At 59.7% G+C, this 25,065-nt stretch carries 21 protein-coding genes; 15 read left to right on the top strand and 6 right to left on the bottom strand.

The features are described 5' to 3' along the window. The first annotated feature begins 66 nt into the window (after positions 1-66). Positions 67-975: a LysR family transcriptional regulator gene (locus ACWR1S_RS00840; RefSeq protein WP_454562079.1), complete on the top strand. Its 909-nt coding sequence runs from the start codon at positions 67-69 to the stop codon at positions 973-975. A 4-nt stretch (positions 976-979) separates the two neighbouring features. On the opposite strand, the gene ACWR1S_RS00835 is transcribed toward ACWR1S_RS00840, so the two are convergent. After that, the gene (locus tag ACWR1S_RS00835; protein ID WP_038363082.1) at positions 980-1,234 is read right to left on the bottom strand and encodes a hypothetical protein; all 255 of its coding nucleotides are present in this window, start codon (positions 1,232-1,234) and stop codon (positions 980-982) included. 154 nt (positions 1,235-1,388) lie between these two features. Here ACWR1S_RS00835 and ACWR1S_RS00830 point away from each other — a divergent pair, with 154 nt between their 5' ends. Next, a complete protein-coding gene (locus tag ACWR1S_RS00830) occupies positions 1,389-1,706 on the top strand; it encodes a DUF883 family protein (protein WP_016982860.1) in 318 nt (105 codons plus the stop codon). Positions 1,707-1,884: 178 nt separating this feature from the next. Here ACWR1S_RS00830 and ACWR1S_RS00825 read toward each other — a convergent pair whose 3' ends face one another. Further along, on the bottom strand, positions 1,885-2,925 hold the full coding sequence (locus ACWR1S_RS00825; RefSeq protein WP_454562078.1) for an Ldh family oxidoreductase: 1,041 nt from the start codon (positions 2,923-2,925) through the stop codon (positions 1,885-1,887). A 216-nt stretch (positions 2,926-3,141) separates the two neighbouring features. Here ACWR1S_RS00825 and ACWR1S_RS00820 point away from each other — a divergent pair, with 216 nt between their 5' ends. Next, positions 3,142-7,980 (top strand): dermonecrotic toxin domain-containing protein, encoded by a 4,839-nt coding sequence (locus tag ACWR1S_RS00820; RefSeq protein WP_454562077.1) that lies wholly within the window; start codon positions 3,142-3,144, stop codon positions 7,978-7,980. 55 nt (positions 7,981-8,035) lie between these two features. Here the strand turns inward: ACWR1S_RS00820 and ACWR1S_RS00815 are convergent, their stop codons facing one another. Beyond that, positions 8,036-8,305 carry a PepSY domain-containing protein gene (locus tag ACWR1S_RS00815; RefSeq protein WP_127927934.1) on the bottom strand — a complete coding sequence of 90 codons (270 nt, stop codon included), beginning with the start codon at positions 8,303-8,305 and terminating at the stop codon, positions 8,036-8,038. A gap of 152 nt (positions 8,306-8,457) precedes the next feature. On the opposite strand from ACWR1S_RS00815, the gene ACWR1S_RS00810 reads away from it, so the two are divergent. Next, positions 8,458-9,471, top strand: coding sequence for a FecR family protein (locus ACWR1S_RS00810; protein ID WP_454562076.1), 1,014 nt, complete (start codon positions 8,458-8,460; stop codon positions 9,469-9,471). A 55-nt stretch (positions 9,472-9,526) separates the two neighbouring features. Here ACWR1S_RS00810 and pvdQ read toward each other — a convergent pair whose 3' ends face one another. Continuing rightward, positions 9,527-11,872 (bottom strand): bifunctional acylase PvdQ, encoded by a 2,346-nt coding sequence (pvdQ, locus tag ACWR1S_RS00805; protein ID WP_454562075.1) that lies wholly within the window; start codon positions 11,870-11,872, stop codon positions 9,527-9,529. 860 nt (positions 11,873-12,732) lie between these two features. Between pvdQ and ACWR1S_RS00800 the strand changes: the two genes are divergently transcribed. Next, a complete protein-coding gene (locus tag ACWR1S_RS00800) occupies positions 12,733-13,110 on the top strand; it encodes a fe2+ zn2+ uptake regulation protein (RefSeq protein ID WP_454562074.1) in 378 nt (125 codons plus the stop codon). An 18-nt stretch (positions 13,111-13,128) separates the two neighbouring features. Here ACWR1S_RS00800 and ACWR1S_RS00795 read toward each other — a convergent pair whose 3' ends face one another. Beyond that, complete coding sequence (locus ACWR1S_RS00795) at positions 13,129-13,317, bottom strand: hypothetical protein (protein WP_038363103.1); 189 nt, start codon at positions 13,315-13,317, stop codon at positions 13,129-13,131. Between the two features lie 158 nt (positions 13,318-13,475). Between ACWR1S_RS00795 and ACWR1S_RS00790 the strand changes: the two genes are divergently transcribed. The 6 genes from ACWR1S_RS00790 to ACWR1S_RS00765 all read left to right on the top strand — a co-directional run bounded on the left by ACWR1S_RS00790 (position 13,476) and on the right by ACWR1S_RS00765 (position 20,936). Next, positions 13,476-13,616 carry a hypothetical protein gene (locus tag ACWR1S_RS00790; protein ID WP_007918111.1) on the top strand — a complete coding sequence of 47 codons (141 nt, stop codon included), beginning with the start codon at positions 13,476-13,478 and terminating at the stop codon, positions 13,614-13,616. Positions 13,617-13,886: 270 nt separating this feature from the next. Then, complete coding sequence (locus tag ACWR1S_RS00785; protein ID WP_454562073.1) at positions 13,887-15,134, top strand: MFS transporter; 1,248 nt, start codon at positions 13,887-13,889, stop codon at positions 15,132-15,134. Between the two features lie 11 nt (positions 15,135-15,145). After that, complete coding sequence (locus ACWR1S_RS00780) at positions 15,146-16,276, top strand: LuxE/PaaK family acyltransferase (protein ID WP_454562072.1); 1,131 nt, start codon at positions 15,146-15,148, stop codon at positions 16,274-16,276. Position 16,277: 1 nt separating this feature from the next. Further along, positions 16,278-18,674, top strand: coding sequence for an acyl-CoA reductase (locus ACWR1S_RS00775; RefSeq protein ID WP_454562071.1), 2,397 nt, complete (start codon positions 16,278-16,280; stop codon positions 18,672-18,674). Positions 18,675-18,717: 43 nt separating this feature from the next. Next, on the top strand, positions 18,718-20,019 hold the full coding sequence (locus ACWR1S_RS00770) for a phenylacetate--CoA ligase family protein (protein ID WP_454562070.1): 1,302 nt from the start codon (positions 18,718-18,720) through the stop codon (positions 20,017-20,019). After that, positions 20,007-20,936 carry a GNAT family N-acetyltransferase gene (locus ACWR1S_RS00765; RefSeq protein WP_454562069.1) on the top strand — a complete coding sequence of 310 codons (930 nt, stop codon included), beginning with the start codon at positions 20,007-20,009 and terminating at the stop codon, positions 20,934-20,936. The genes ACWR1S_RS00770 and ACWR1S_RS00765 overlap by 13 nt, the downstream gene beginning before the upstream one ends. A 60-nt stretch (positions 20,937-20,996) precedes the next feature. Here the strand turns inward: ACWR1S_RS00765 and ACWR1S_RS00760 are convergent, their stop codons facing one another. Further along, a complete protein-coding gene (locus tag ACWR1S_RS00760) occupies positions 20,997-21,524 on the bottom strand; it encodes a hypothetical protein (protein ID WP_397480703.1) in 528 nt (175 codons plus the stop codon). 379 nt (positions 21,525-21,903) lie between these two features. Between ACWR1S_RS00760 and ACWR1S_RS00755 the strand changes: the two genes are divergently transcribed. The 4 genes from ACWR1S_RS00755 to ACWR1S_RS00740 all read left to right on the top strand — a co-directional run bounded on the left by ACWR1S_RS00755 (position 21,904) and on the right by ACWR1S_RS00740 (position 25,014). Further along, complete coding sequence (locus ACWR1S_RS00755) at positions 21,904-22,440, top strand: hypothetical protein (protein ID WP_454562068.1); 537 nt, start codon at positions 21,904-21,906, stop codon at positions 22,438-22,440. Positions 22,441-22,443: 3 nt separating this feature from the next. Further along, positions 22,444-23,895 carry a methyl-accepting chemotaxis protein gene (locus tag ACWR1S_RS00750; protein ID WP_454562067.1) on the top strand — a complete coding sequence of 484 codons (1,452 nt, stop codon included), beginning with the start codon at positions 22,444-22,446 and terminating at the stop codon, positions 23,893-23,895. A 238-nt stretch (positions 23,896-24,133) separates the two neighbouring features. Next, entirely contained in the window at positions 24,134-24,580 is a 447-nt protein-coding gene (locus tag ACWR1S_RS00745; RefSeq protein WP_077572718.1) for a DUF411 domain-containing protein, read from the top strand. Further along, entirely contained in the window at positions 24,580-25,014 is a 435-nt protein-coding gene (locus tag ACWR1S_RS00740) for a YqaA family protein (RefSeq protein ID WP_454562066.1), read from the top strand. Before ACWR1S_RS00745 ends, ACWR1S_RS00740 begins: the two co-directional genes overlap by 1 nt. Positions 25,015-25,065 lie beyond the last annotated feature (51 nt).

Genomic DNA, 25,065 nt, shown 5'->3' with positions numbered 1-25,065 from the left:
GTCAGTGGTTGCCGATTCTGCGGCGCCACGCGATCATGAATAAAGCCCCGATCACTGCTGAATGATATGAGCCAAATGAATATCGCCAACGTCGATCTCAATCTGCTGAAAGTCTTTGAAGCCCTGCATGAAGAGTCCAGCGCCAGCCGCGCGGCGTTGCGTCTGGGCGTCACGCAATCGGCGGTCAGTGCGGCGCTGCGCCGATTGCGTGAGGTTTACGGCGATCAATTGTTCGTGCGCACCGGGCGTGGCCTGGCGCCTACTCTCAAAGCCAATCAATTGAAACCGGTGGTCAGCGAAGCGCTGAACAAATGCCGGCAGAGCCTGGCGATGGTCGACCCAACGGCCAATCAATACGATGGCCGCTCAGTCACGGTGGGGCTGTCGGATGACTTCGAGATTGCCTACGGCCGTCGCCTGATCGAGGAAATTGCCCGCAGCGCACCGAAGCTGCGCTTGATCTTCCGGCAGACTCATAGCCAGATCGTCGCCCGCGCGCTGATGGAGCGCAGCATCGACCTGGCAATCACGGCAGGTGGCTTTGCCGAACGCCTGCTCAGCCGTCAGGTGTTGGGCGAAGGTGGATATGCGTGTCTGGTCGATCCGGCAAGCCTTGCGCCCGGCCAGCAGCACATCGATCTTGAGGAATTCGTCGCTCGCGAGCACCTTCTGGTGTCGTCCGGCGGGTTTATCGGGATTACCGATGAGGGCTTGGCGACGCTGGGCCTGGGCCGACGGGTGTGCGCCTCGACCACGCATTTCGCCGCGCTGCCGTACCTGCTCAAGGGCAGTCGGGCGGTGGCGACGATTCCGACGCATGCCGCCGAGAGCATTGCAGCGCTCAGCGGTCTGGCGCTGCTGCCCTGCCCGCTGAGTTTGCCGCGTTATCCGATCGAACTGGGCTGGCGCACCAGCACGCAGATCGATCCGGTGGTGGTCAAAGTGCGTGAAGCGATTGCCGCGACGTTCGGTTGAGACGTTACTTGTTGGCGGCCATCAGGCGATTGACTTCACTGCGCACCATGTTGGCGAACTCCGGCGGCGACATGCCGTCCAGTTCCGCGCGGACCCACTCGGCCCACTTGCCTTTGCGCTTGGCGCGCTCGCCGAACAAACGCGCGGCTTCGCCTTTGGCTTTGCCCAGATTGTTCTGCCAGAGTTCGAACAGACGGGATTTCTCGTCTTCCAGCGCGGCGCGCTCTGCGAGTGATTTGTCGGCCAGATTGAAACTCATGGGGAATTATCCTGCTGCGTAAAATGGCGACATCTTACACGCTCGACGGCAATCTCCCGCGCAGGATTTTCTTTCTGACCTAAATTCAGTGCAACTTTTCAGCAAGCGCCACACTCCATTGATCACTGTCCATTCAACTGCAAGGAGTCACCCAATGGCCCGCAAATCCGCCGTGCAAGCCGCCGAAGATCAAATCAAGGATCAGGCCTTCAGCGAACTTCAGGCTCTGATCGAAGAGTCCGACAAACTGCTCAAGAGCAGCGCCTCACTGGTCGGCGAAGAAGCGGAAACGCTGCGCGGACAAATCGCCTTGAAACTGCAACAGGCGCTGGATTCGGTTTCGAGCGTACGTGATCGCACCAAACCGGCGGTCGATGCCACCGAAAGCTACATCGGCGGCCACCCGTGGCAGACCGTGGCGATCTCGGCCGGTTTCGGTCTGGTGGTCGGTTTGCTGCTCGGCCGTCGCTGAGTCGAACCCACGCAAAAAAGGCGAACCCAAAGGGTTCGCCTTTTTTATGCCTGCCGTTTTTTTGCTATTCAGATTGAATTCAGCTCGGTATCCCACGTCGGCGTACCTCCCCCATTCACCTCGGTCAGTCCCCTCTCCCTCCGGGAGAGGGTTAGGGTGAGGGGCCTTGGCTCTTCGCTCAAACCCCCGCCAACTCACGCAACTGCGCCAACGTCTGCCCATCCAGCACAATCCCCTCCGCCAGCGACTTACTACGCTGCCAATGCCGACGATCCCCCGGCAAACGCTTGAGCCCGACGCCGTGCATCTGCCGCACCAGTTCGCCACTGCGCTCGGCAAAACTCTGCCCGGCGGCCTTGCTCGGATCGATGACGATCAGCAGTTGCCCGGTCCACGGCGTTTTCGCCCCGGGATGATTGGACCAGTCGAACTCAAAGGAAAAATTCCCGCCCGTCAGCGCTGCCGCCAATAGCTCGACCATCATCGACAGCGCCGAACCTTTATGCCCACCGAACGGCAACAGCGCGCCGCCCTCAAGAATCGCCTTGGGGTCCTGAGTCGGCTGGCCAAGGCTGTCCACGCCCATCCCGGCCGCCAGCCGCTCACCCTTACGCGCGGCGATCTGCACGTCGCCATGGGCGATCGCGCTGGTGGCCAGGTCGAAGACGATCGGTGCGGCGCCGGCCCGTGGCGCGGCGAACGCAATCGGGTTGGTGCCGAACAGCGGCCGGTCGGCGCCATGGGGCACCACGCAGGTCATGCTGTTGACCACGCTGAGCGCCACCAGACCTTCATCGGCAAAAGGCTCGACATCCGGCCACAGTGCGGCGAAGTGGTGAGAGTTGCGAATCGCCAGCACGGCAATCCCGGCGTTTCGCGCCTTCTCCACCAACAACGGCCGGGCGGCGGCCAGTGCCGGTTGCGCGAAACCGTTGCCGGCGTCGACACGGACAAATCCCGAGGCGACATCTTCGACCTGCGGCACCGCGTGCCCGTTGACCCAGCCGCTGGCCAAGGTCGAGACATAGCCGGGAATGCGAAACACGCCGTGACTGTGAGCACCATCGCGCTCGGCCCCGGCGCAGTTGGCGGCGAGTACTTGCGCGACGGCAGCGGAGGTGCCGTGGCGCAGAAAAATCGTTTCAAGCAGTTGCGTCAGCGCTTCGAGAGACAACGAGGACGAGACAGCAGAAGACACATGATCGTGTGGCGCAGACATCTGAAGCTCCAGAATGATTATTGGAGGGAACAACAGCGTACGGACGACTTGCTCGTCGATTAACCATGCCCTGACAACCGCCTGTCAACCCTCGGCCGCGAGATCAGCAAATTTCGTTGCGAGTGCGATAACTATCTACCACCCACACATCGCCTGCCCTTCGTAGGATCGGCCTCACTTGCGTGTCGAACACACGCGCCCTACCGAGGCTCGATCATGGCTGAACCGGCGTCCCCCCTGTTTTTCTCCGACATCTTGAATTCACCTGGCTTGTGGCCGTCGCTGCGCAACACCCACGGCCTGGATGACGCCGATTTCAAATGGCTCGGCCACGTCAGACTGGCCAGCCATGCATTGCGCAGCAAGCAGTCCCCGCCGATGCATGCCCAGTGCATTCGCCTCAATGCCGGCAAACTGGCCCCTGTCACGCTGGCGGGCAGTTTCATCCTCAGTGAACAGGCTGAGGACAAACGGGCGATGCTCTACACGCCCTACGAGGGCATCAAACAATACGAAGACCTGAGAACCCTTAAAGCCCTGCTCGAAACACGCGTGAACAAAGCCGATGAAGAGGATGACCTCCTGGCGTTTCTGGCGCTGTCCGAACGCAGAAAAATCGTCGAACAGAGCGGTATTACCCTGAGCTATGAAACCATCGACGGCGATATCTTCGACAGTCAGGACGAGGTCGTTCGCACCGCCCAGCGCCTCAATGCCGAGGCGGTGCTTGGCGAATTGAAGCAATTGCCATCGCTCTCGTCCTTGCTGGAAACAATCCTCGATGATCTGTTGCGTGAGCACTTTCCCAAGGTACGCCAGGCACAGACCCGGGTGAATTTTTATACCGATGCGCCCGCCGAGGACACGAATTCCGCGGCGGCGGACAAGCATTGGCACGCCTCCGTGAGTTTGAGCGAAGCGTTGCTGATGTTCTATCGGCACCCGCAATGGCCAGCCGAGCAGTTACACGAATTCTCCAACCCCGGGCACGCACCGATCGCCGGGGATCAGGCCCTATGGGAGAACGCACTCAAGCAAGCCTCGGAAAAACTCCAGGCACTGCTGTTTGGCGAAATGCAAAAGTACTGGGACACGCCGGCCGTCGCAGGCTCTGCGCGCCGCAGCTTTTTCAGTCAGGTACTGGAGGAACAGGCCCGTGCCGAACTCTTGATCAAGCGTGAAAGCGGGATCATCGACGCCACGCAGTTCGCCATATTGCATCACATGATCAAACCCACCGCCGTGCCGGCACGCCGCCCGACCATCGAAAACGTGCGCCTCTGGGAATACCAGCCCAACTACGTCGAACTCGCGGGATCGTTGATGATCAGTCATACCGACGCGTGTCTCTACACACCGACCATGGGCCTGCAAGTCCTGCATGATTACCTTGATCTGAAAAACACCGTGTTGAGCAAATTCCGCGCCCCCGGTCATGAGGATGAGTTGTACGGGCTGCTGAACCTTGAAGAGCGCAAGCGCTTCGTCGGCTTCGACCACCCGCATGTCACCGGAGAAAGCATCGGCGGTGAGACCTTCAAGGTGTTGTTCGAGGCCATCATCACCAAGCAGCGGCAGAACATCGCCTACGCCATGCAAGTGTTCCGGCAAAGCGAGGGCTCCGTCGACATCCATGCCCTGTTCGACAAGGCCCTGGATATCCGCGCCATGGTTCATGAACGTTTGCTGGAACTGGATGCCGGCGAACGCTGGTCGACCCGGCCGGTGCTGGCCGGCGTCCAGCAGCCGTCCATGGTGCTCGCCCACAAGGCTGAAGAGGTGATTCGGTCCTTTTCGGGAATCGATGCCTTGCTCACCGGCATGTTCAAAGGCCAGCCGTTGGTGACGCCGACTCAACAACGGCGCTTTCTTGAGCACATGAAGGACAAACTCGCCCATTCGCTGTTTGTCGGTGTTACGGGCGAAGCCTCGTTGCGAGTGCTCAGTGGCTCGCTCGACACGGCTGAACAGGCCATCGTCGATACCGTGTTCCATCCTGATCAACCGCGCCGCGACAATCGGCGTTCACTCAATGGCTTTCGCCCTGACGCCTGGTCGCTTACGGTGCAACACCCCAAGACTCTCACCCCCTTGCCCCTGGCCCACTGCGTGTTGCTGACCGAACGCGGTGGCCTCGACGATGTGCATTCAGGCCGAGCGATTGTGTGGACACCCGCTCAGGGGCTGGAGGTTTTTCCAGGCGTTACCCGTGCGCGACGGGCACTGGAGCGGCGCTTGAAAGACAATGTCGGACGCCTGTCGTTGCTGGAAAACCTGGCTCCCGACGATCATCTGTTCCATCAGAACTATGCCTTGGGCGCGTTACGCCTGATCGAAGACAATGTGCTGCACAACCGCGTGCAATCAGGCATCGAACACTTTCTTGCGCGTTGCGATCGGGCGCGCGAACGATTCAAAGACCAGCCCGGACTGACTACGGCACTCAATGGTCTGAAAAAACAGCCGATCGACACCAACCTGCTGCGCGGCATTGACCTGGCCAAGGCGATCAATCAACAGCAGTCACTCCCCGCCTGGCTCGGCATGGCGCGGGTCGAAGAACAACAATTGCACCTCGAACTGCTGGAGCAATGGCGTCACAGCGTCGTCGATCACAAGGACTACCTCAGCGGCCTGACCACCCTGCCCGACTACGTCAACAGAACCCTCAAAACGCTCCTTGAGGCGCGATTTGCCGGGCAGCAGCTCGACCCGCAGGACATCGAGATCATTCCCAACCTGGCCCTGGCGGGGCCCGCCCGGATGCTCAGCGAGTTTGCCCTGAATCACATCAACATCGCCCAAGGCACGGGCTTCTCGGTCATCTCGAAAACCGCCAAAGCGTTGCCGCCCGATCTCGATCAAAACGCGGTACGGCAACTGTTGCTGTCGCTGCACATACCGACGACCTACGCCAACTCTGTGACGGCCGCGTTGTCCGTTGGCCACGCCGAGGCCAACGAACGCAGACAACGTTTCTTTCGCCAGTTGCCCTGGCAATTGCTGCAGCACGCCCATGAAATGAAGCTGCAACAACAGCTGTCGAGTGGTGCGTTCGATCAACTCTGCCAGGTGCTCGACATGCCGGACGGCCTTGCGCGTGCCACGGTTGACGGCGCCCATGCCATCGTCTCACCTCTGTCGCTGATCAAAACCGCCGGCGCCAGCGCGGTGCAAACGCTGGGTTTGTACGTGATCGGCCCCGGCAAGGGACATTCAGGTCCTCTGGTGCTGTACGCGCCGTATGCCGATCAGGTGCTGCGTGAATTCACTGACGAGGCCAGCCTTGTGGCCGCGGTGAACACCCCGGGGAGCTTTCAACATCTGCTGATTCGCCGACTGCCGGCCGCGCAGCAGTCGGTGTTCACCGGGCTGTTGCAATCGACTGTGGGCGAAACCAGTGAGATGACCCTGTCCAGCAACGCAATCACCGGCAATCTCTTGCATCGATTCTATGCTGACAACCTCAAGCTCCTGCCCCAGTTGCTCGCGTGTCAGTTGAAAAGCGACGCACAAGCCGATTGGGAGGCGGCGAAAAAACTCTTCGGCCGAGGCTTCCATCTGACGGCGGCACTGCTGCCGGGCAAAATCTCCTACATAACGTTTCTCTGGCAAGCTTACAAAGCGTTCAAGGATTCAGCGGAAAACCTGCAGGATCATCACTGGTCGCGCGCGCTGAAGTCGTTTATCGAAGGTGCCATCCAGATGATCAGCCTGGGGCGACTGAGCATCAAGTCCGCGGAAGCCGTCGCAGCTGCGTCGCCCGCAGCGAAGGCAGCTACCACGCCTTCGTCTGAGGCGACCGACATGGCCGCCAAACCACCCGCGCCAGTCGCCGCTGCCTGGTCACAACTGAGGATCACTTCGCCCTGGCGCACTGAACTGCAAACCTTTGAAACGCCCGCCGTGGCTCTGGAGGACCTCAAGCGTCACAGCAAAAAAGCCACGTTCGAAGACCCCATCACCAAACGCACGTATACGGCCGCTGATGGCAAGGTTGTGCGCATTGAACAACCCGGCGCCGATTGGCGGATCGTCAACGATACGATGAGCGGCCCGCTATTGACCCAGGCTGGCTCCCGACTGTTGTTGGCGCCCGACCGCCATGCAGTGCAATACGGCGCAGCACTGACGAAGCTAAAGCGCTACGGTGTCAATCAGGATCGCCGCGCGCTGATGAACATCGAAGCGATGGGCATGAATGAAATACGCCGCAACTATCCACACAAAGCCCACGTCATTCAGCACGCCATCGACCTCGCCCGTTTTTATGCCTTTAACTGCCTGCATAACCTCGCCCAATTGAAAGCCAACGTCCCCGGCACCCGACTCGATGGCTTTCTCAAGGTTTTTTTTGGTATTCCCCATGTCGATCTGAACCTGTTGAGCAAACTCAACAAAGCGATCGTGCCCATCTGCAAGGCACTGGTGGATCCTGACGACGATCTGATGAACACCGAACGCTTCGTGGTCGGCTCCAACACCTACTTTTCCTCAATCATTGCGTTCGTATTGAATAACGACGATCTGAAAAAAGTGCATTTCACCGAAAATTTCTTCCACCCGCAGCTTGACGGGTACAAACCGGTGGTGCCCGCCGACTTCAATATTGATGGTCATGCACAGGCCGCAACACTCATCCACGAGTTTGCCCACCAGTTTTCCAAGGCTGAAGATATTGCCACCCTGGAGGCGCGTCGACCGTTTCATGACCTGATCACCACCCTCACTTCGTATGGACGTGCCATTCAGGACGACCTGGTCCGGTTCCAGGCTGATGCCCTGTCCATCACAACGCCCCGCGACGAACTGTTTGCGCGATGGAGCAGGAGCGAGGGTTCGTTCGTCAATCTGGATCAGTTCGTGGGGAGTGAGAAGCTGGGCAAGGAAATCCTGGCATTGACCCAAAGCCCCACTATGGAGAAGGCGCGCGATGCGTTTCTGGATCAGGGGTCAGCCGATATCCGGATCGATGTGATCTTGCGCAATGCCGATTCGATTGCCCGCCTGGTCTGCGAAATGGGCCGGCAACTGGATCCGGTGCCGCTGCCCTGAAATACGTAGAAAAAAGGCGCAGGTCGAAACCTGCGCCTTTGCCGATCAGGGTTAATCAGTCCTTCTGATCCCGCAGCACATTGCCCGACGCACCGTCGATGCGGAACTCGTAGACAACGCCATCGGCCTTACGCCCTTCGCCTTTCCAGTAACCATTGTTGTCCGCTTCGATCTCATAAACCTCGACATAACCGGCCTTGGTCTTGACGATCTCGATGGCTTTTTCGATGGTGATCCAGCCAGCGCCCGGGCGGTCGGCCAACGCTGCGCCTGCGCTGAGCAAACCGGCAGTGGCAATCAACGCTGCGATAGTCTTTTTGATCATTTTTTCACTCCATTTGTGGATAGTCGTCATTGGCGTCCTGTTTTTTGGGTGCCGCCGCGAAAAATAAGTTCCACTTTGATGGGTAAATGCCATGACGAATGTTCTCGGCCACTTCCCGACAAGGTTAGAATGTGCGAAATCAGGACGAGTCAATGACCCAAGACACCCTCTCGGAAGCCGAATACGATGCCATCACCGATGCCGCTGCGCATTGGTGCATGCGTGTGCACGCCGCCGACTGCACGGACGCAGAGCGTCGCGCGTTCAAGCAATGGCACGACGCCCATCCACTGCATGCGTTCGAATATGAAGCCATGCTGGAAATCTGGGACGTGGCCGAACACTTGCCGCGCCCGGAACCGGTCGCCGCAGTCCCGTCGCACCGGCCAGCGCGTCAACCTTCGCGTTCATGGCGTCAATTCGCGGTAGCCGCCGGTGTTTGTGCGCTCGCGCTGCCATTGGCGGCGTACACCGGCTGGAACCTGGGCTGGTTGCCCGACAGCTATCAGCATTTCGCCGCCACCGACAACGTCCGTCAGGTCACCCTGAGTGATGGCAGCCAGCTCGAACTGAACCTCAACACCGACCTGACCTTCAGCAACTACAAGGACGAACGCCGCGTCACCCTGAAAAAAGGTGAGGCGTTTTTTACGGTCAGCCATGACGTCACCCATCCGTTTGTGGTCCGCGCAGGCGAAGGCAGGATTCGGGTCACAGGGACACGCTTCAACGTCTGGATGTATCAGGACCAGGTGCGCGTAAACCTGATCGAAGGTTCCGTGCTGGTCACCAGCAATCGTTCCTTGCCCGGCGATGGTCTGCGCCTTGGCCCGTCGATGCAGGCGCGTTACAAGCAAGGCGATTACATGCCGCAGATCAGCCAGACCTACGCCGGTGACACATCCCTGGCCTGGCGCAACGGCAAACTGGTGCTGGATAACCTGGCGTTGAGCGAAGCACTGCCACTGATCAACCGTTATCTGAGCAATCCACTGGAGCTGGCTGACAACAGCACGGGTTCGATTCGTGTGGGTGGCATCTACAACATCAAAGAGCTGAACAACCTGGCCAACAACCTGCCCAAGGTGCTGCCGGTCTACCTGAGCCGTAACAAGGAAGGTAACCCGGTGATCAACTCGATACCGCAACAACCGCCAAAAAGCTGAAGGCCGCCCCCTTGCAGGATGCGGCCTTCAGGCTCAACGCGATAAACGCCGGGGTTTATTGAGCGGCGACGTTCCCCGCCTTGTCCAGCGTCTCGCGAACAGTCTGCACCTGATACTGCGGATCAGCCTGGATCTGCTGTTCGGTAAACGGCAGCACACCCCACTGCTTCTTCGAGAACGCCTCGGTCTGGTCCCGCGAATACTTCGATGCCGGATCGCTCGACAGCGAGAACGCCAGCAGCCCTTGGGCATGCGGCCCCTTTTCATCGAAGGTCACAACTTGCAGGTAGCTGGTACCGCTGACCACTTCGAGTTTGCCGTCCTCACGAGGCACGCTCTGGATGGCGTTGTAGATCCCCAGAGTCGCCGGCCCGCCGTGAATCGGCGTCTGTTGCCCACCACTGCTGACCACCTGGATATCACCCCAGCGGGTTTGCGGCGTGAGGCCCATTTTTGTAGTCACTTCGACCGACGCCAGCATGGCTTCACGCAGCGCTTTGGCCACTGCCGGCTGCTCGAATGCAAGGCCACGTGGAGTGTGTTGCGCATCCTTGGGATCGAACGCCACGCGCCAGACATCCGGCGAAGCCTGCAACGCCTGCATGATGTTCTGGAAGTGCACCAGGCCCACACCCGAATCGAGATTGGCGCGGCCATCCCAGGCCTTGAGGCTGACGCAAACCGGTTTAAGGGCCTGAGCATCGGCGCCGAGGTCAGCGGCACAGAATTTCACCAGATCCGGCATCACTTGAGTCGCCAGATACACCTGGTCGTCCATCACCATTTGCTGCAGATCCTTCACCGCCAACGGCCCTTTCTTGCTCAGCGTGCTCAAGCGATCCAGCGCGAACCGGGCGCGCAAGCCCAGCGGCTGGCCATCCTGACTGATCAACGGCGAGAAACCGGTGAGCGGCTGCGCCGGGTTGGCCAGCCATGCCGAGTCGTTGGCGTGCTGGACGAAGTCTTTGCGCAGCAGTTGCGGCAATTGGCTGGCGGCATAAATACCCTGCTGCGCCGCTTGTGGATCGATGTCCCAGGCACACGCGCTGTTGGAGCCGTCCAGCACAATCATTTTTGTGCCGATACGTGGATCACTGCATTTGGCCAGTTTCTCGGCGTTGACGTTCGGCACCACCGACAGGTTCATGTACAGCGTCTGGCCCTTGTCATCGACGGCCAGGGTGTTGACCCACGGAATGCCCTGAATCTTGTGCACCGAATCCTGCAGTTGCTGAAGCGTGGACGCCTGATTCATCGCGTACCACTGCGTAAGTACCCGATCATTGTCGAGGTTGGCATCGCGCAGGCTATAGGCGAACTGATTGTCCCAGTCGAGCTTGCCCGGCCATTGCACGATCGGCCCGAACTGCGAGCTGTAGACATCACGCAAGACTGGCACTACCTGCCCATCGGCCTGTTTCACCTGCACGGTGACGGTCTGCTTGTTCAATGGCAGAGATTTGCCATCGAGCAGATAACGGGTGGAATCCTTCGGATCAAGTTGCAGACGATACAGGGTGAAGTGCTTCGAAGAATCGACCGTGTGCGTCCAGGCCAGATGCTGATTGAAACCGATATTGATCATCGGCAGGCCTGGCAGCGCAGCGCCCATGACGTCGAGTTTGCCGGGAATAGTCAGGTGCATTTGATAGAAACGCATGCCGCCGACCCACGGGAAATGCGGGTTGGCCAGCAACATGCCGCGGCCATTGAACGAGCGCTCGCTGCCCACGGCTACGGCGTTACTGCCACGGTCCAGCGCAAAACGCTGCTGACGCGCATCGGCCAGCTGATAGGCCGTGACGTCTTGCTCGATCCGCGCTGTTGCCTGCGGTGGTGTAGCGCCGGCCAAAGCCTCGGCGAACTGGCCGACACCGCCCTCGACCAACAGACGGCGGGTCAGCTTCACCAAATCTTGCGGCTCGATATCCCGTACCCACTCGCCCTGACATTGTTGCGGCAAGCCCTGCGGGCGACGCTCGGCCAGATAACGGTTGTAACCGGCCGCATAGCCCTCGACCAGATCACGCACTTGCACAGGCTGCGCCCGCCAGAACGCCGTGACCGCCTCTGGCGTGTTGAGCCAGGTAAAGAACACGTCACTGACACGGTTTTCGCGTTGCTCGACGGTGAACTGATCCGGGCCGAAATAACGGGAACGCTGGCCATTGACCGTCACGACCTCGTTGGCCAACAGACACAGATTGTCCTGCGCATACGCATAACCGATACCGAACCCAAGCCCACGCTCGTCCTGCGCACGAATATGCGGTACGCCAAAGGCAGTACGACGAATATCAGCGCTGACATCCGTGGCCGGGCTGAACGCATGGGCCGAACCACTCAGGCCCAAAACCACACCGGCCAACGTCAGTCCGGTTAACTGTCTGGAAATAATCACGCTCGCTCCTGATCGACATGCCAAAGAGCGGATCTGACGCTGACGCGACCCCGCCCTGGAAACACCCACGCGTCCACGCGCAATGAGCCTGTCGAAGAAACGAAGCCAGAAGAAAAAATTTAGGACTGAACAGATCAAAAGCCCCTCACCCTAGCCCTCTCCCAGAGGGAGAGGGAACTGACCGAGGTGATGGTGAGAGGTACGCCGTCGTGAAATACCGAGTCGAACTCAGGCATTGAAAAGCCCACAAATCGGCTCCCTCTCCTTGGGGAGAGGGCTGGGGTGAGGGGTAAATCCAGCACAAACCCAAAGCCGACCGCACGCTCTTCCACCACTCAACAGGATGAGCGTTAGCTCGGCTGCAGCTGTTGATCTTGATTCACCGGCCGCGTCGGCAGGCTGAGCGGAGGGATTGATCCGGGGGTGGGAGCGCAGCGACCGTTTGGCGAAGCCAAACACAGCGAGAGGAGGTGCAGCGAAGCAAACCGTAGGCGCTGCGCCCGGATCGATCCCGGAGCGAAGGAACCCCGAGCCCCAGCGAGCGGGCCGAACGCCGGGGCCCAGCCTTTTGGTTACTTTTTGCTGGGCCGGCACTCCGGCGTCTGAAAAAGTGACCCGCTGTAAGAGCGCAACCGCCAGCCGCAACCCCCAAAACAACGGATAAACCCCCAAAACCCCAAGCGCCTGGCCGGCCCAAAGGCCGCCAAGCCCAAAGCAACCTCACCCCAGAATCACAAGGAAAAGACAAAACCCCGACAAATTTTCTACATTTTTTCTTTCATGATTTGTCGTGCTGATACGTCTTGTTTAGAGAGAGCAAAAAAACCTACCCCGATCAGACTCTGAAAAGGAGTAATCGCATGTACAACTCGCAACTACCAACGGACGGTAGCCAGGCACCCAAAGGAGTTCCCATGAGCCCCCACGCGAGCGATTTCGGGCAACGCGTCGAGCGTCACGGAAACGAACGCATCCGCTTGCTGCTGAAAAGTTTCGGACTGCGCACCAGCCTGATCCGACTGAAAGTCATCGACGCCCTGCTGGTCGCGGCACAAAGCGAACGGCGTCTGGGGGTGCGCGGTGTCCATAGCCAGTTGCTCGACCTGGATATTCCGCTGTCCTTTCTCAGTGTGCGCGAGGTGCTCAAGCGCCTGTGCGCCGAAGGGGTGATCACCTTCAATGAAGACAAGAGCTACAGCCTGCATCCACAGGCTGCGGCAGTCCTCAACAACGATTGAAGCGTACGGCAAACGCCGTCAAGGCTTGACCTTGCGGCGCATCACGCCGTTGATCACCACCACGATCACCGCCACCCCGATGGCGACGAACTGGAACGTCTTCTCCGAAATCATTCCGGCGTTTTGCAGCCAGGACAGGCCGAGCATGATCGCCAGGACCGACACGGCGATCAGAATCGAATAAATCAAGCGTTGCTTGTGGGTCATTGCGGCTTCCTGAAGCGTTGAAATGTATCCGGTTTGTATCCGTTCGCATGCCATGCACATACCGTTCTACGGGGATGCGCCGCTGCAATCGGGGTCTCATGTTACAGCCGATGAAGAGTTTTGGCTTCATGACGGCGTAACCATGAGGAATTTTCAAAATGCTGCGTCGAATCACCTGGCTGATTCCCGTTCTTGCCCTGCTGACCCTGAGTGGCTGCATCATCTTCCCCCACGGCGGCTGGCATGACGATCACCACCGTTATTACCAGGGCGGCCCTGGCTATTACCAACATCGATAGAACAGGATTGTTCGCCCTGCCCGCTCGCCGATCAACAGATTGAGGCAGGTCATCACAAGTCCGATCAACTTCAAACAAAGCCCGCCCTGTTGCGGGCTTTTCTGTTTTTGCCGCCAGCGGCGGCGCAGTTGTAACTCGCCCTGTCCCTGAGCCGGGCGCGTTAAATAAGTAGTAAGCATTTGAAATCTAATGTCGCAGCAAAAAAATAGGTCGCGCAAGTCTCTGCCACTAGTCTCTCGAAACTTCCTTCATTCACTAACCGGGACGTTTATGCAGAGAACACTGATAAGAATCGGGCCGCGACAGGTGCTCGGATTTTGTTTTGCGCTCAGCGCTTTTGAACTTCTGACTTATATGGCCAGCGACTTGATCATGCCGGCCATGTTGGGCGTTACAACAGAGCTGCAGGCTGATGTGCGGCATGTGCCGAACGCTTTCAATCTTTATCTGATTGGCGGTGTCTGCCTGCAGTGGCTGATTGGGCCGCTGTCCGATCAATGGGGTCGACGGCCGGTATTGTTGATCGGCTGCGCATTATTTGCGCTGGCGTGCGCGGGGGCATTCGTCGCCCAGAGCATCGAAGCGTTCAATCTGCTGCGACTGCTGCAAGGCATGGGCCTGGGCTTTGTGGTCGCGGTCAGCTATCCCGCCCTTCAGGAAGTCTTTTGCGAAGCCGATGCGGTGCGTTTGATGGCGCTGCTCGGCAATATCGCCCTGCTCTCACCGCTGGTGGGGCCGTTACTGGGCATTCTGCTGTTGCAATGGCTGTCCTGGCGTGAGCTGTTTCTGGGGCTGGGCGTCGCCGCCTCGCTGGTCTGGGTGGGCCTGTTCGCGTGCATGCCAGAAACGGTCGGCGTTACTCGTGGCGATGGCCATCGGCTCGCCCCGGTTCCATTCTCATGGCGCCAGACCCGCCGACGCTACCGCGCCCTGTTGGGCAATGGCCGATTCGTCGCGGCCAGCCTCGCGTTGGGTTTCATGAGTCTGCCGCTGATCGCCTGGATCGGCCTGGCACCGTTGCTGCTGATCCAGTCGCTGGGGCTGACGCCGCTTGAATATGGCGTGTGGCAAATCCCGATTTTCGCTGCCGTGATTGCCGGCAATCTGATCCTTGACCGTTTACTGGCCACGCACGCCTTACCTCAACTGATTCAGTTGGCGCTCTGGCCTTTTTGTCTGGGACTTGTGGCGTTGATCGGTTGCGCGCTGAGTGGCGCAGGCCTGGCTCCGGTGGTCGCCAGTCTGGCGCTGTACGCGGTCGGGCTCGGCATGAGCAATGCCGTGCTGTATCGGCTGGCGTTGTTTGCCAGTGATGACAGCAAAGGCCTGGTTTCAGCCCTGGCCGGCATGATTTCGATTGCCGTGATGGGCCTCGGCGGCCTGCTCATTGCCGCCATCGGCGGTGGCGCTCGCCTCGAACTCTTCGCACTTTGCGCCGCCTTCAGCGGCCTGATGTGCCTGCCCCTGTTGCAGGGTTTGTTGCAAGGCACACAACCCGACTCCCCTTCTGCTCGATAACGGACTATTGAATGAACCCCTTCCACGCCAGCGATGCGCTTTGCGCGTTGCCACACCCCTATTGCCCGGATTCCGTGCCGGCAGGTCTGTTCGATCAGGCCATGACCGAGATCAGTCGATTTCATTGCCAGTACACCCCAGGCTACGAGCACTGGCTGAACGCCAACGGCCTCGACGCGCAGGATCTCGACAGGGTTGCTGACTGGTCCCGTCTGCCGCCGATTCTGGCCAACTTTTTCAAACAGCAGCTGTTGCTCAGTCCGACCGGGGAAAAGGCCCTGGAACTGACCTCATCCGGCACCAGCGGCCAGAAAAGCCGCATGCGCTACGACGCGCGCAGCCTGTCGAGCGCACAGTTCATGGTCGAGCGGATCTTCAGTCATTACGGCTGGAACACGCCGGATACGCCATGCAACTACCTGCTGCTGAGTTATGAACCGCAAGGTGCGATCACACTGGGAACGTCCTACACCGACCAATTCCTCTGCCGCTTTGCGCCCGCCAACCGAGTTGTCTACGCCTTGCGCAGCAATGGCGATGAGCATCAGTTCGATGTATTCGGGGTTATCACGGCCCTCCAATCGTTCGCCGAAGAAGGCCTGCCCGTGCGTATTTTCGGCTTCCCGGCGTTCCTTTGGCAGGCCTTGCAGCAGATGCAGGCCACCGGCGTGCCTGCGCTGAAACTGCCGGCTGATTCGCTGGTGTTTTTCGGCGGAGGCTGGAAAACCCGGGCCAGCGAGGAAATTCCCAAACAACAACTCTACGCACGCATCGCCCGCCAACTGGGTGTCGCAACCTCACGGTGTCGCGACGGTTACGGAGCGGTCGAGCACGCGGTCCCCTACATCGAATGTGCCCGGCATCATTTCCATGTTCCGGTTTACGCCAAGGCTTATGTGCGCAACCCGCAGGACTTTTCCATTCAGCCTTACGGCCTGCAAGGCTTGCTGGGGTTTGTCTCGCCTTACATTTCGTCCAGCCCGGCGCACGCAGTGGTGATGAGCGATCTGGCAACGCTGCACCCTGGTTCGACCTGCGGTTGCGGCCTCGCCAGTGACTGGTTCGAACTGCATGGCCGCGCGGGCACCACCGCCGGCAGAAGCTGTGCGCTGGCCGCGTCCGAATTGCTGGGGAGGCACTGACATGTACCTGATCGACGGACAATTGCACGCAGACTTCGACCTCGATAACGCCTTGGCGCGACTGCATCAAACCTTGCCGCAACACCTGAGTACGCCGCTGGACAGCGACACCGTGCTGACCGCCGCCGCACATTTTGCGCAGCAACTGCACAACGCCGATCTGCCGCTGGAGCACGAGCAGCGCCAGGCACTGATCGACTTCTGTCAGCCTCACGCGCTGCGAACCAGGCTTGAGCGCGAACTGGGCGAACACGCCGAATCCCTGCGGCGCATCGATTACCGACAATCGCGGTTTGAACGCTGGAGCCCCTTGGGGCTGGTGGTCCACGTCACGCCGGCCAACGCGCCGCTGCTGGCGTGTTGCGCGATGATTGAAAGCCTGTTGGCCGGCAACATCAACTGGCTACGTCCCAGCCGCAGCGACCAAGGCCTGACGGCGCGCCTGCTGCACACCCTGGTGCAATGCGACCCAAGCGGCCAGTTGCGCCATCACGTTGCCGTGTTGCCGGTGACGACGGAGCAGATCGGCCGCTTGTGCAAAATGGCCAACGGCGTTTCGGCGTGGGGCGGTGACACTGCGCTGCAAGCCATCCGACAGCAGTTGCCGCCCGGATGTCGCTGGATCGACTGGGGGCACCGCGTCAGTTTTGCCTACCTGACGCCGGACGCTGCCTCGCCGCCGGCGCTGGACGCGATCGCCGATGAAGTCTGCCGACTGGATCAGCAGGCGTGCTCCAGCCCGCAATGGTTGTTGGTCGACAGCGATGACCCCGCCACACTTCAGGCGATCGGTTCAGCCTTGGCCAAGGCGTTCGAGCGCCGCGCCGGGCAATGGCCGGCGCTGATCCCGACGGTTCAGGAGGCCTGCGAGATCACCACTCACACCCTGATGACGCGTCTGAGCGAGAGTTTTTCCGGGGTGACGGCGCAGGTCTGGAGTGCGCCGGGCTGGCGGGTGATCTGGACCCACGATCAATTGTTCACGCCCTCGCCGCTGTTTCGCACGGTGTTGCTCAAGCCCCTGCCACGAGCGCGACTGGCGCACACGCTGCTGCCCTGGCGCAACGTTTTACAGAGCTGTGCGCTGGTCTGCGCAGAAGCGCAGATCGCTGAATTGGCACGCATGCTGATTGCCGCCGGCGTCAGCCGAATTGCGCCGATCAATGCGATTCATGATGGCTACGATGGCGAACCCCACGACGGCGTGTACGCGCTGCAACGTCTGAGTCGGCGAGTGTCAGTCAGTGTCGCGCCGACGCAATTGCCTACCGGCATGACCCTCGACCGGCGACCTGGCGCGCCGACGCTGGCAGGCCTGCCGATCACCGACAAAGCCGCGTTTATCGCACGACCGACGACTGCCGCGGCACAGCTGTTTTTCCGCTCTGGGGGCAGCAGCGGCACACCGGCGCTGTCGGGCTTCAGTTACCGCGATTTTCAACGCCAAATGCAGGCGGCGGCCGATGGCTTGTTCGCCGCGGGACTCGATCCGTGCCGCGACAAAGTGATGAACCTGTTTTTCAGTGGCGGCTTGTACGGTGGCTTCTTCAGTTTTGCCAAAGTCCTGGAAATACTGGGTGCCAGCCACTTGCCAATGGGCGCTCCGGCCGACGATGACTACAGCGATATCGCACACGTCATCATCGAGCAGCGCGTGACCGTGCTGATTGGCATGCCCAGCACCGTGCATCGCTTGTTCCTCAACGAACAGCAGCGTCTGAGCCGTTATGGCGCCATTGAAAAAGTCTTTCTCGGCGGTGAACACATCAGTGACCAGTGCCGCGAGCTGTTGCAGCGCTGCGGCGTTTCCAGCATCCGCTCGGCGGTGTACGGCAGTGTCGACGCAGGGCCGTTCGGGCATGCCTGCGCCGCGACCGGCGATGGCGTGTTTCATCTGATGGACACTATCCAGCACCTTGAAATCGTTGCACTGGACGAAGACGTGCCAGTCGCTGGCGATGAAATCGGCCGATTACTGTTCACCGCCAAAGCCCGCGAGGGCCAGCAGGTACAGCGTTATGACGTCGGCGACACGGGGCGCTGGCTGTCCGGCGAATGCGCGTGCGGGCTGAGATCCCGGCGATTCGAGTTGCTGCAACGGCACGGCAGGCTCGTGCGTATTGGCACCGATTTCATTTGCCTGAACGAACTTGCCCGGCACCTGCAAACGCCGTTTCAGTTGCACCTCGATCACGCCCCTGACGGACTCGAACGTTTGCTGATTCGCAGCCCCGGGGTCCCCGCAGACATTCTCGCCCGACTGCAAGGCTATGCGACGCTCGCGACCCTCGTGCGAACCGGGCTGCTCACCGTGCAAGCGCACACCTGCGAGCCGCAGCAGTTCGACCGGAATAGACACAGCGGAAAGATTCCGCCCGTGGTCGACGCTCGCCGCTAAAAAGCCAACTTCGTCCATTACCAGAACAACTAAAGAGAACACTATGAACACAGCATTTGAACTGAATCAGTTACTTGCCTTCGCCCGCGAACACTCAACGTATTACGCCAGACATTGGCAAGACGTTGCGCCGCAGACAAGCACACTGGATGAACTTCCGCCGATTGATCCGCAACAGTATTGGGCCAACAGTAATAACTTCGATCAATGGCCAGTCCTGACATCAACGGTCGAACGCGCACTGGTGTTCAAGACCGGTGGAACAACCAGCGCGGGTAAACTTTCGGTATTTACCCGCGAAGAATGGCAGGCACTTGTGCGCGACTTCGGTCGCCATCTCGCGAGCCAACTCAATCCGGGAGACCGGGTGGCGAATCTGTTTTTTGTTGGCGACCTGTATGCCAGTTTCATCTTTATCCACGATGCACTGGCGCACGAAACGGCGGGTATTACCGAATACCCGTTCACCGGCGACGTCGACCCTGCGGTGCTGGCTGACTCGATCCGCGTGCACCGGATCAACGTGCTGGCCGGCGTGCCCGCGCAATTGCTCACGTTCGCCAGCGTGCTTGAGCGCCAGGGGCTAACCCTGGCCGAAGTCGAAACCGTGCTCTACGGCGGCGAAAGCCTGTTCGCCGGGCAATTGCAGATCTTGCACCGAGTGTTCCCCAACGCACGGATCGCCTCCATCGGCTACGCCAGTGTCGACGCGGGATTCATCGGCGCCACAAGCCGCGATTGTGCCTTGGGCGAGCACCGCATGCTGGCCAGCCACAGCGTGCTGGAAATTATCGATGAGCACACCGGTGAAGTGATTGAAGAGTGCAATCGTACCGGGCGCCTTCTGATCACCAACCTCACCCGCCGGCTGATGCCATTGATCCGTTATCCCGTGGGTGACCTCGCCTGCTGGCGAGAACCGGCCGAGGCGTCCATGCGCAAGTTTGCCTTGATGGGCCGCAGCATGAGCAGTCAGCGTATAAGGGTGAGCAGCCTGACCCTGTTGATCGAAGACATCGCCAAAGTGATTCAGCGCAGCACTGTCAGCGCCGACTGGCAACTGGTCATCAGCCAATCGGCAAACGTCGATATCTTGTGTCTGAAGTGGGTGCCCGAGGCGTTCAATTCCGAGACAGCGCAGACCGGCACAACCTTGCAAAACGGCTTGATCGAGCAATATCCGCTGATCGCGCAACTCTGCGCTGATGGCCAACTTGAACTGCAGGTCGCCCATTGCACAGCCGAGGCACTTGCTCGCCATCCGCGCTCCGGCAAACGCCAGCGAGTCGTCGACCTTCGCAACTACGACACCCCACATCCGGAGCAACGCCCATGGACAACGTGACGCTGCGCAGTTATCGCCGCTCCGATGCTGGAGCGATCAGCCGTCTGTTCCGGGAAATCTATGGCGACCATTACGTGCAGCCGCACGTGTATCTGCCTCTGATGATCAACCAGAATCATGGCGATGGCAGTTGGCATTCGTTGGTAGCGGAGTCCGGCAAAAAAATTCTTGGCCACGCCACGCTGTGCCGCAACACAGGATCAAACACGGCGGAACTGGCATTGAGCGTGGTGCATCCGTCCACGCGCGGGCAGAACATCGCCACGCATTTGGGCACGCGACTGTTGATCCATGCACAGGCACTGGGTTGCCATGGCGTAACCATCAAACAGGTCACGCAGCACGCCTATACGCAACGCATGGCTGACAAGCTCGGCTTCTGCAGCACGGGATTGATGCTCGACTACGTGCCCTCGCCGTTTGGCGAACCACTGCCAGAATCCATCGTCATCGGCTACACGCCGATCGATGGCTCCCGCCGCCCACTCCCGGCGCTGTCATGGCCAGAAAGCTACCGCGCTTTCATGGAACATCTGTGCCGCGTACACGGGACACAGGACAAGGAAGCGTCATGGGTGGGAGCGCCTATTCATGTCGAACAGTGTTCCGGGCGCTATGACGTGATTCTGCAAAAACTCGACAACGGTTTGCTCAAACAGCTGAAGCAACTGCCTGGACACTGGATGATCTCGATCAGGCTCAGACTGGCGACAGGGTTCGCCAGCGCCGTGGACAGCCTGTCAGCGATGGGCTTCGTCTTTACCGGGATTGCCCCGAATGAACGCTGTGCGGGATGGCTGGCGTTGTTTCATCGCGGTTATCGGCCGCGTACGCTGGAGTTGCGTTGCCCGCACATCCAACGGCTGCATGATCAGGCGCAACAACAAATAGCGTGCGCGAAAGCGTCGCTTTCTTGAAGCAGATCGAATCCATCGACACCGCCCGTTCAGAGTTTGAACGGGCTACAACGGTCAGGCTCAAGCCTTGGACCTGACGCCTTGGTCAACCGGCTTCGCGACGTTGCCATCACCATAGGTCTTCAGATTCTGCAGGACGTAGATCGCTTTCTTGAACTCGGGGATGAGGTTTTTCCCGTAGGCGTTGCCATTGAGACCGTTGGACTGAATAGCATCGAGCTGGGTGGCAAAGTATTCCAATGCGTTGAATTTGACATCGATATCCTTGGTCACGCCAAAACGGTCGAACTTGTCACCGGCGTTCTTCAACGTAAAGGAAGTGATCTCGGAGATCAGCCCGCGGCTGCGCAGCATCTCGCTCAGATTGCCCATTTGTTTAACCGAAACATTCGCCGGATCGAAGCCCTTGATCGCCTTGCGCAAACCCTGCTTGTCCATCTCGGCGGTATTCAGCGCGGTGGGATCATTACCGACCAGCGTCAGCATCTGCTGCACCTTGACGCTCTGGGACACTTGTTTCTTTGCGCCGGTGTCGCGCACCAGTAGTCCTGCCTTGGCCTGCCAGCCGCCGACAATACCGATCGTCATGAAAAGACTCCCTGTGAAATGACCTGAAATATCCGAGTGAACGGCATTAATGGCCGCGAGTATCGGCGGGCGAACTGATGGCACCAACCTCTTTCTGCACTTTTTTACAATTCTTGTACATTCTCGATACAAATGCGCAACGCCGCGCAAACCCTGACTCAGAGCCGTCATCACAATGAAATGAAAATCGCTTTTTCAGCCAGTCACAGGCGCTGCCCAGCGCTTGTGTATCGAACCCGATACCGACCAGTCATCGGCGCTCAGGTTTTTTAGGACGCAAGTACCTAAAGCTTCGCGATGTAACGACGATACTTTGTGGATACCCGCACTGTTTTGCCCCTGCCCCCTAATAAGAAACGCTGCTCAAGGACCGGTCTCCATGCCCGCATTCCGCACTATTCAGGCTCGCTACACGTTGTTTCTGGTTCTGTTCATCCTGCTGTTGTCGGTGTTGACCGTGGTCGGCATCAGCCAACTGGTCGCCCCGAAACTGCGGCATACCGAAGAACAAGTGGTGCTCAACCGCATCGCCGAAGTCGCCGAGCAGATTCAGGGCGAATTGAACAAAGTGCAGGCGCAACAGCGCAGCATCACCCAGACCATCCCGCTGCTCGACAGCGCCGCCATCGACACGGTACTGCCTGGCCTGGTCGATCAGTACGGCGAGTTGAAGGTCTTCGGCGGCGGGATCTGGCCGTTGCCGGGGCAGCGTGAAGCCGGGCGCAACAAATTCAGTACGTTCTGGCACCGCGATGCGTCGGGCAAACTGGCCGTGAACACGTTCTGGAACAGCGACGCAGCCCCCAACTATTACGACCAGAGCTGGTACAAGGGCGGCATGGCCACACCGCGCGGCCAATGCGCATGGGCAGCAGCCTATAAGGATGACGCCAGCGCCGAGCCGCGTACCAACTGAGCCATGGCCATCCAGAAAAACGGCAGTGCCTGGGGCGTGTCGACCATCGACGTCACCCTCGGCTTCTTCAACGATCTGGTGGCGCGCAAGGAAAAAGACCTCAACGCCGAGATGTTGATCATTGAGGCCGACGGCAAGATCATCAGCAACAGCTCGCGCATCAGTGGCCCGATCGTGCTGAAGAACATCAGCGAACTGGCCGCCACGTCGACCTTCGCCAGCCAGGTAAAAAACGGCCTGCAGAACCGTGATCAGGCGCAGCGCATCGAGTTCGACAACAACGGTGAAGCCAGCACCTTCTTCATGCGCCCGATTGAAGGCACGCCGTGGTTCCTCGCCACCGCCCTGCCGACGAAAATGCTCACGGCGCAGCGTGATGACGTCCTCAGCACTTTGAGCCTGTTGCAGATTCCGCTGGTGATCCTGCTGGTGCTGTTGCAGGTCTACGCGATTCGCCAGTTGGTGCAGCGCATGAAAGCGTTGAAAGCCAACATCGACTTGCTGTCCAGCGGCGATGCCGACCTGACCCGGCGCATCACTATTCGCGCCGAAGACGAACTCGGCGCCATCGGCCATTCGATCAACACCTTCATCGCCTATCTGCAAAACATGATCGGCGAGGTCACCCAGGCCACCGGGGCCATGGCGTCCAGCCTCGATAATCTGCAACGCACCTCGGCGCACACCAGCCAGATCCTGCTGCGCCACGCGTCGGAAACCGATCAGACCGTTACCGCCATCACCGAGATGAGTTCGACGGCAGAAAGCGTGGCGCAGAACGCCGCTGAAACCGCCGCGTTCACCCAGCGCGCCAATGAAAACGCCGACCGCTCGCGCGTGGTAGTGGGCGAAGCGACCAACAGTGTCGTGGCGCTGATCGATGAAGTGGCCAGCGCTACGCATAAAGTCGAAAACATGCAGCAGGACGCCCAGCGCATCACCGAAATCCTCGGGGTGATCGGTGCGATTGCCGGGCAGACCAACCTGCTGGCGCTCAACGCCGCCATTGAAGCCGCACGGGCCGGTGAGCAGGGCCGTGGTTTTGCCGTGGTGGCCGATGAAGTCCGCGCCCTCGCCGCTCGCACCCAGGCCAGCACCTCGGAAATCAACGAAATGTTGACGCGCCTGACGCAGGGTGTGAGCTCGTCGGTCAGCGCCATGGAAAACACTCAGGCCAGTTGCCAGTCCGCCGCCGACGCCACCGCCCGGGTCAACTCGGGTCTGGATGAAATGGCCGGTTCGGTCAGCCACATCAACAGCCTCAGCACACAGATCGCCACCGCCGCCGAGCAGCAAAGCGCCGTGACCGAAGAGATCAACCGCAGCATGGTGCAGATCCGCCACATGGTTGATGAGCTGGTGCAGAGCGGCAAAGCCAGCGAGCTCAACACCCACCAGTTGCTTGAGGCCAACAGCCGGGTGAGCGCGATCATGGGGCGTTTCAAAGTCCGCTGATCGCGGCTTCCCACAAGGGCTTTCTGCCCACCAGATAGTCCCTGTGGGAGCGAGCTTGCTCGCGAAAGCAATCTGCCAGTCGCTGCTTCAGTGTCTGAATGACCGCATTCGCGAGCAAGCTCGCTCCCACAGGTTGGTGCTGCGTTTTGCAACAACTGGAAACATTGCGTTGATGCCGAGCAGGAAAAACCGGTCAAAATGCGTTCTTTTTGATCGTCACCCGAGCCGAGAATCCGCTATGCGAACCCACCTGCGTCTGGTCGCCCTGAGCGCCCTGTTCATTTCTTCCCTGGCGCAAGCCGCCGACCTGATCCCGATTGAAGTCCATCGTGACGCCAATTGCGGTTGCTGCAAAAAATGGATCAGCCACCTCGAAGCCAACGGTTTCAAGGTCGAAGACCACGTCGAAAGCGACATGAGCAGCTTCAAGCAACAACATGGCGTGCCGCCGCGTCTGGCGTCGTGCCACACCGCAATCATCAACGGCAAATTCGTCGAGGGCCACGTGCCGGCGGAGCAGGTGTTGGCCTTGAGCAAGCGTGACGATCTGCTCGGCGTGGCCGCACCGGGTATGCCGATGGGCTCGCCGGGCATGGAAATGGACGGTATGAGCGATGCCTATCAGGTCATCGGCCTGAAGAAGGATGGCGCTGACGTCGTCGTGGCGGACTACCCGGCCCATTGATGTTCACGGCTTACGGCGGGCTGTTCCTCGCCGCATTCGGTGCGGCGACACTGTTGCCGCTGCAGTCCGAGGCATTGCTGGTCGGTTTGCTCGTCAGCGGGCATTACTGGCTGTGGGGTCTGCTCGCCGTGGCAACCCTGGGCAACGTACTCGGCTCGCTGGTCAACTGGTGGCTGGGCCGTGGCATCGAACGTTTTCAGGATCGGCGCTGGTTTCCCGTCAGCCCCGCGCACATGGCGCGGGCGCGCAAACACTATGAACGTTACGGCCATTGGTCGTTGCTACTGAGCTGGTTGCCGATCGTTGGCGATCCGCTGACACTGATTGCCGGCGTCATGCGTGAACCGCTCGGGCGTTTTTTATTGATCGTCACCCTGGCCAAAGCTGCACGCTATGGTGTGCTGGCCTTGCTGACGCTGGGCTGGCTGGGTTGAACGTTCGGGCGCAGGCATTGCCTGTGTTTAACGTCGGCATAATCCAGTCAT

Source organism: Pseudomonas sp. AIG (genome assembly GCF_977020205.1).
Note: the sequence above shows the minus strand (reverse complement) of the source record. Positions and strands in the feature narration are given on the sequence as shown.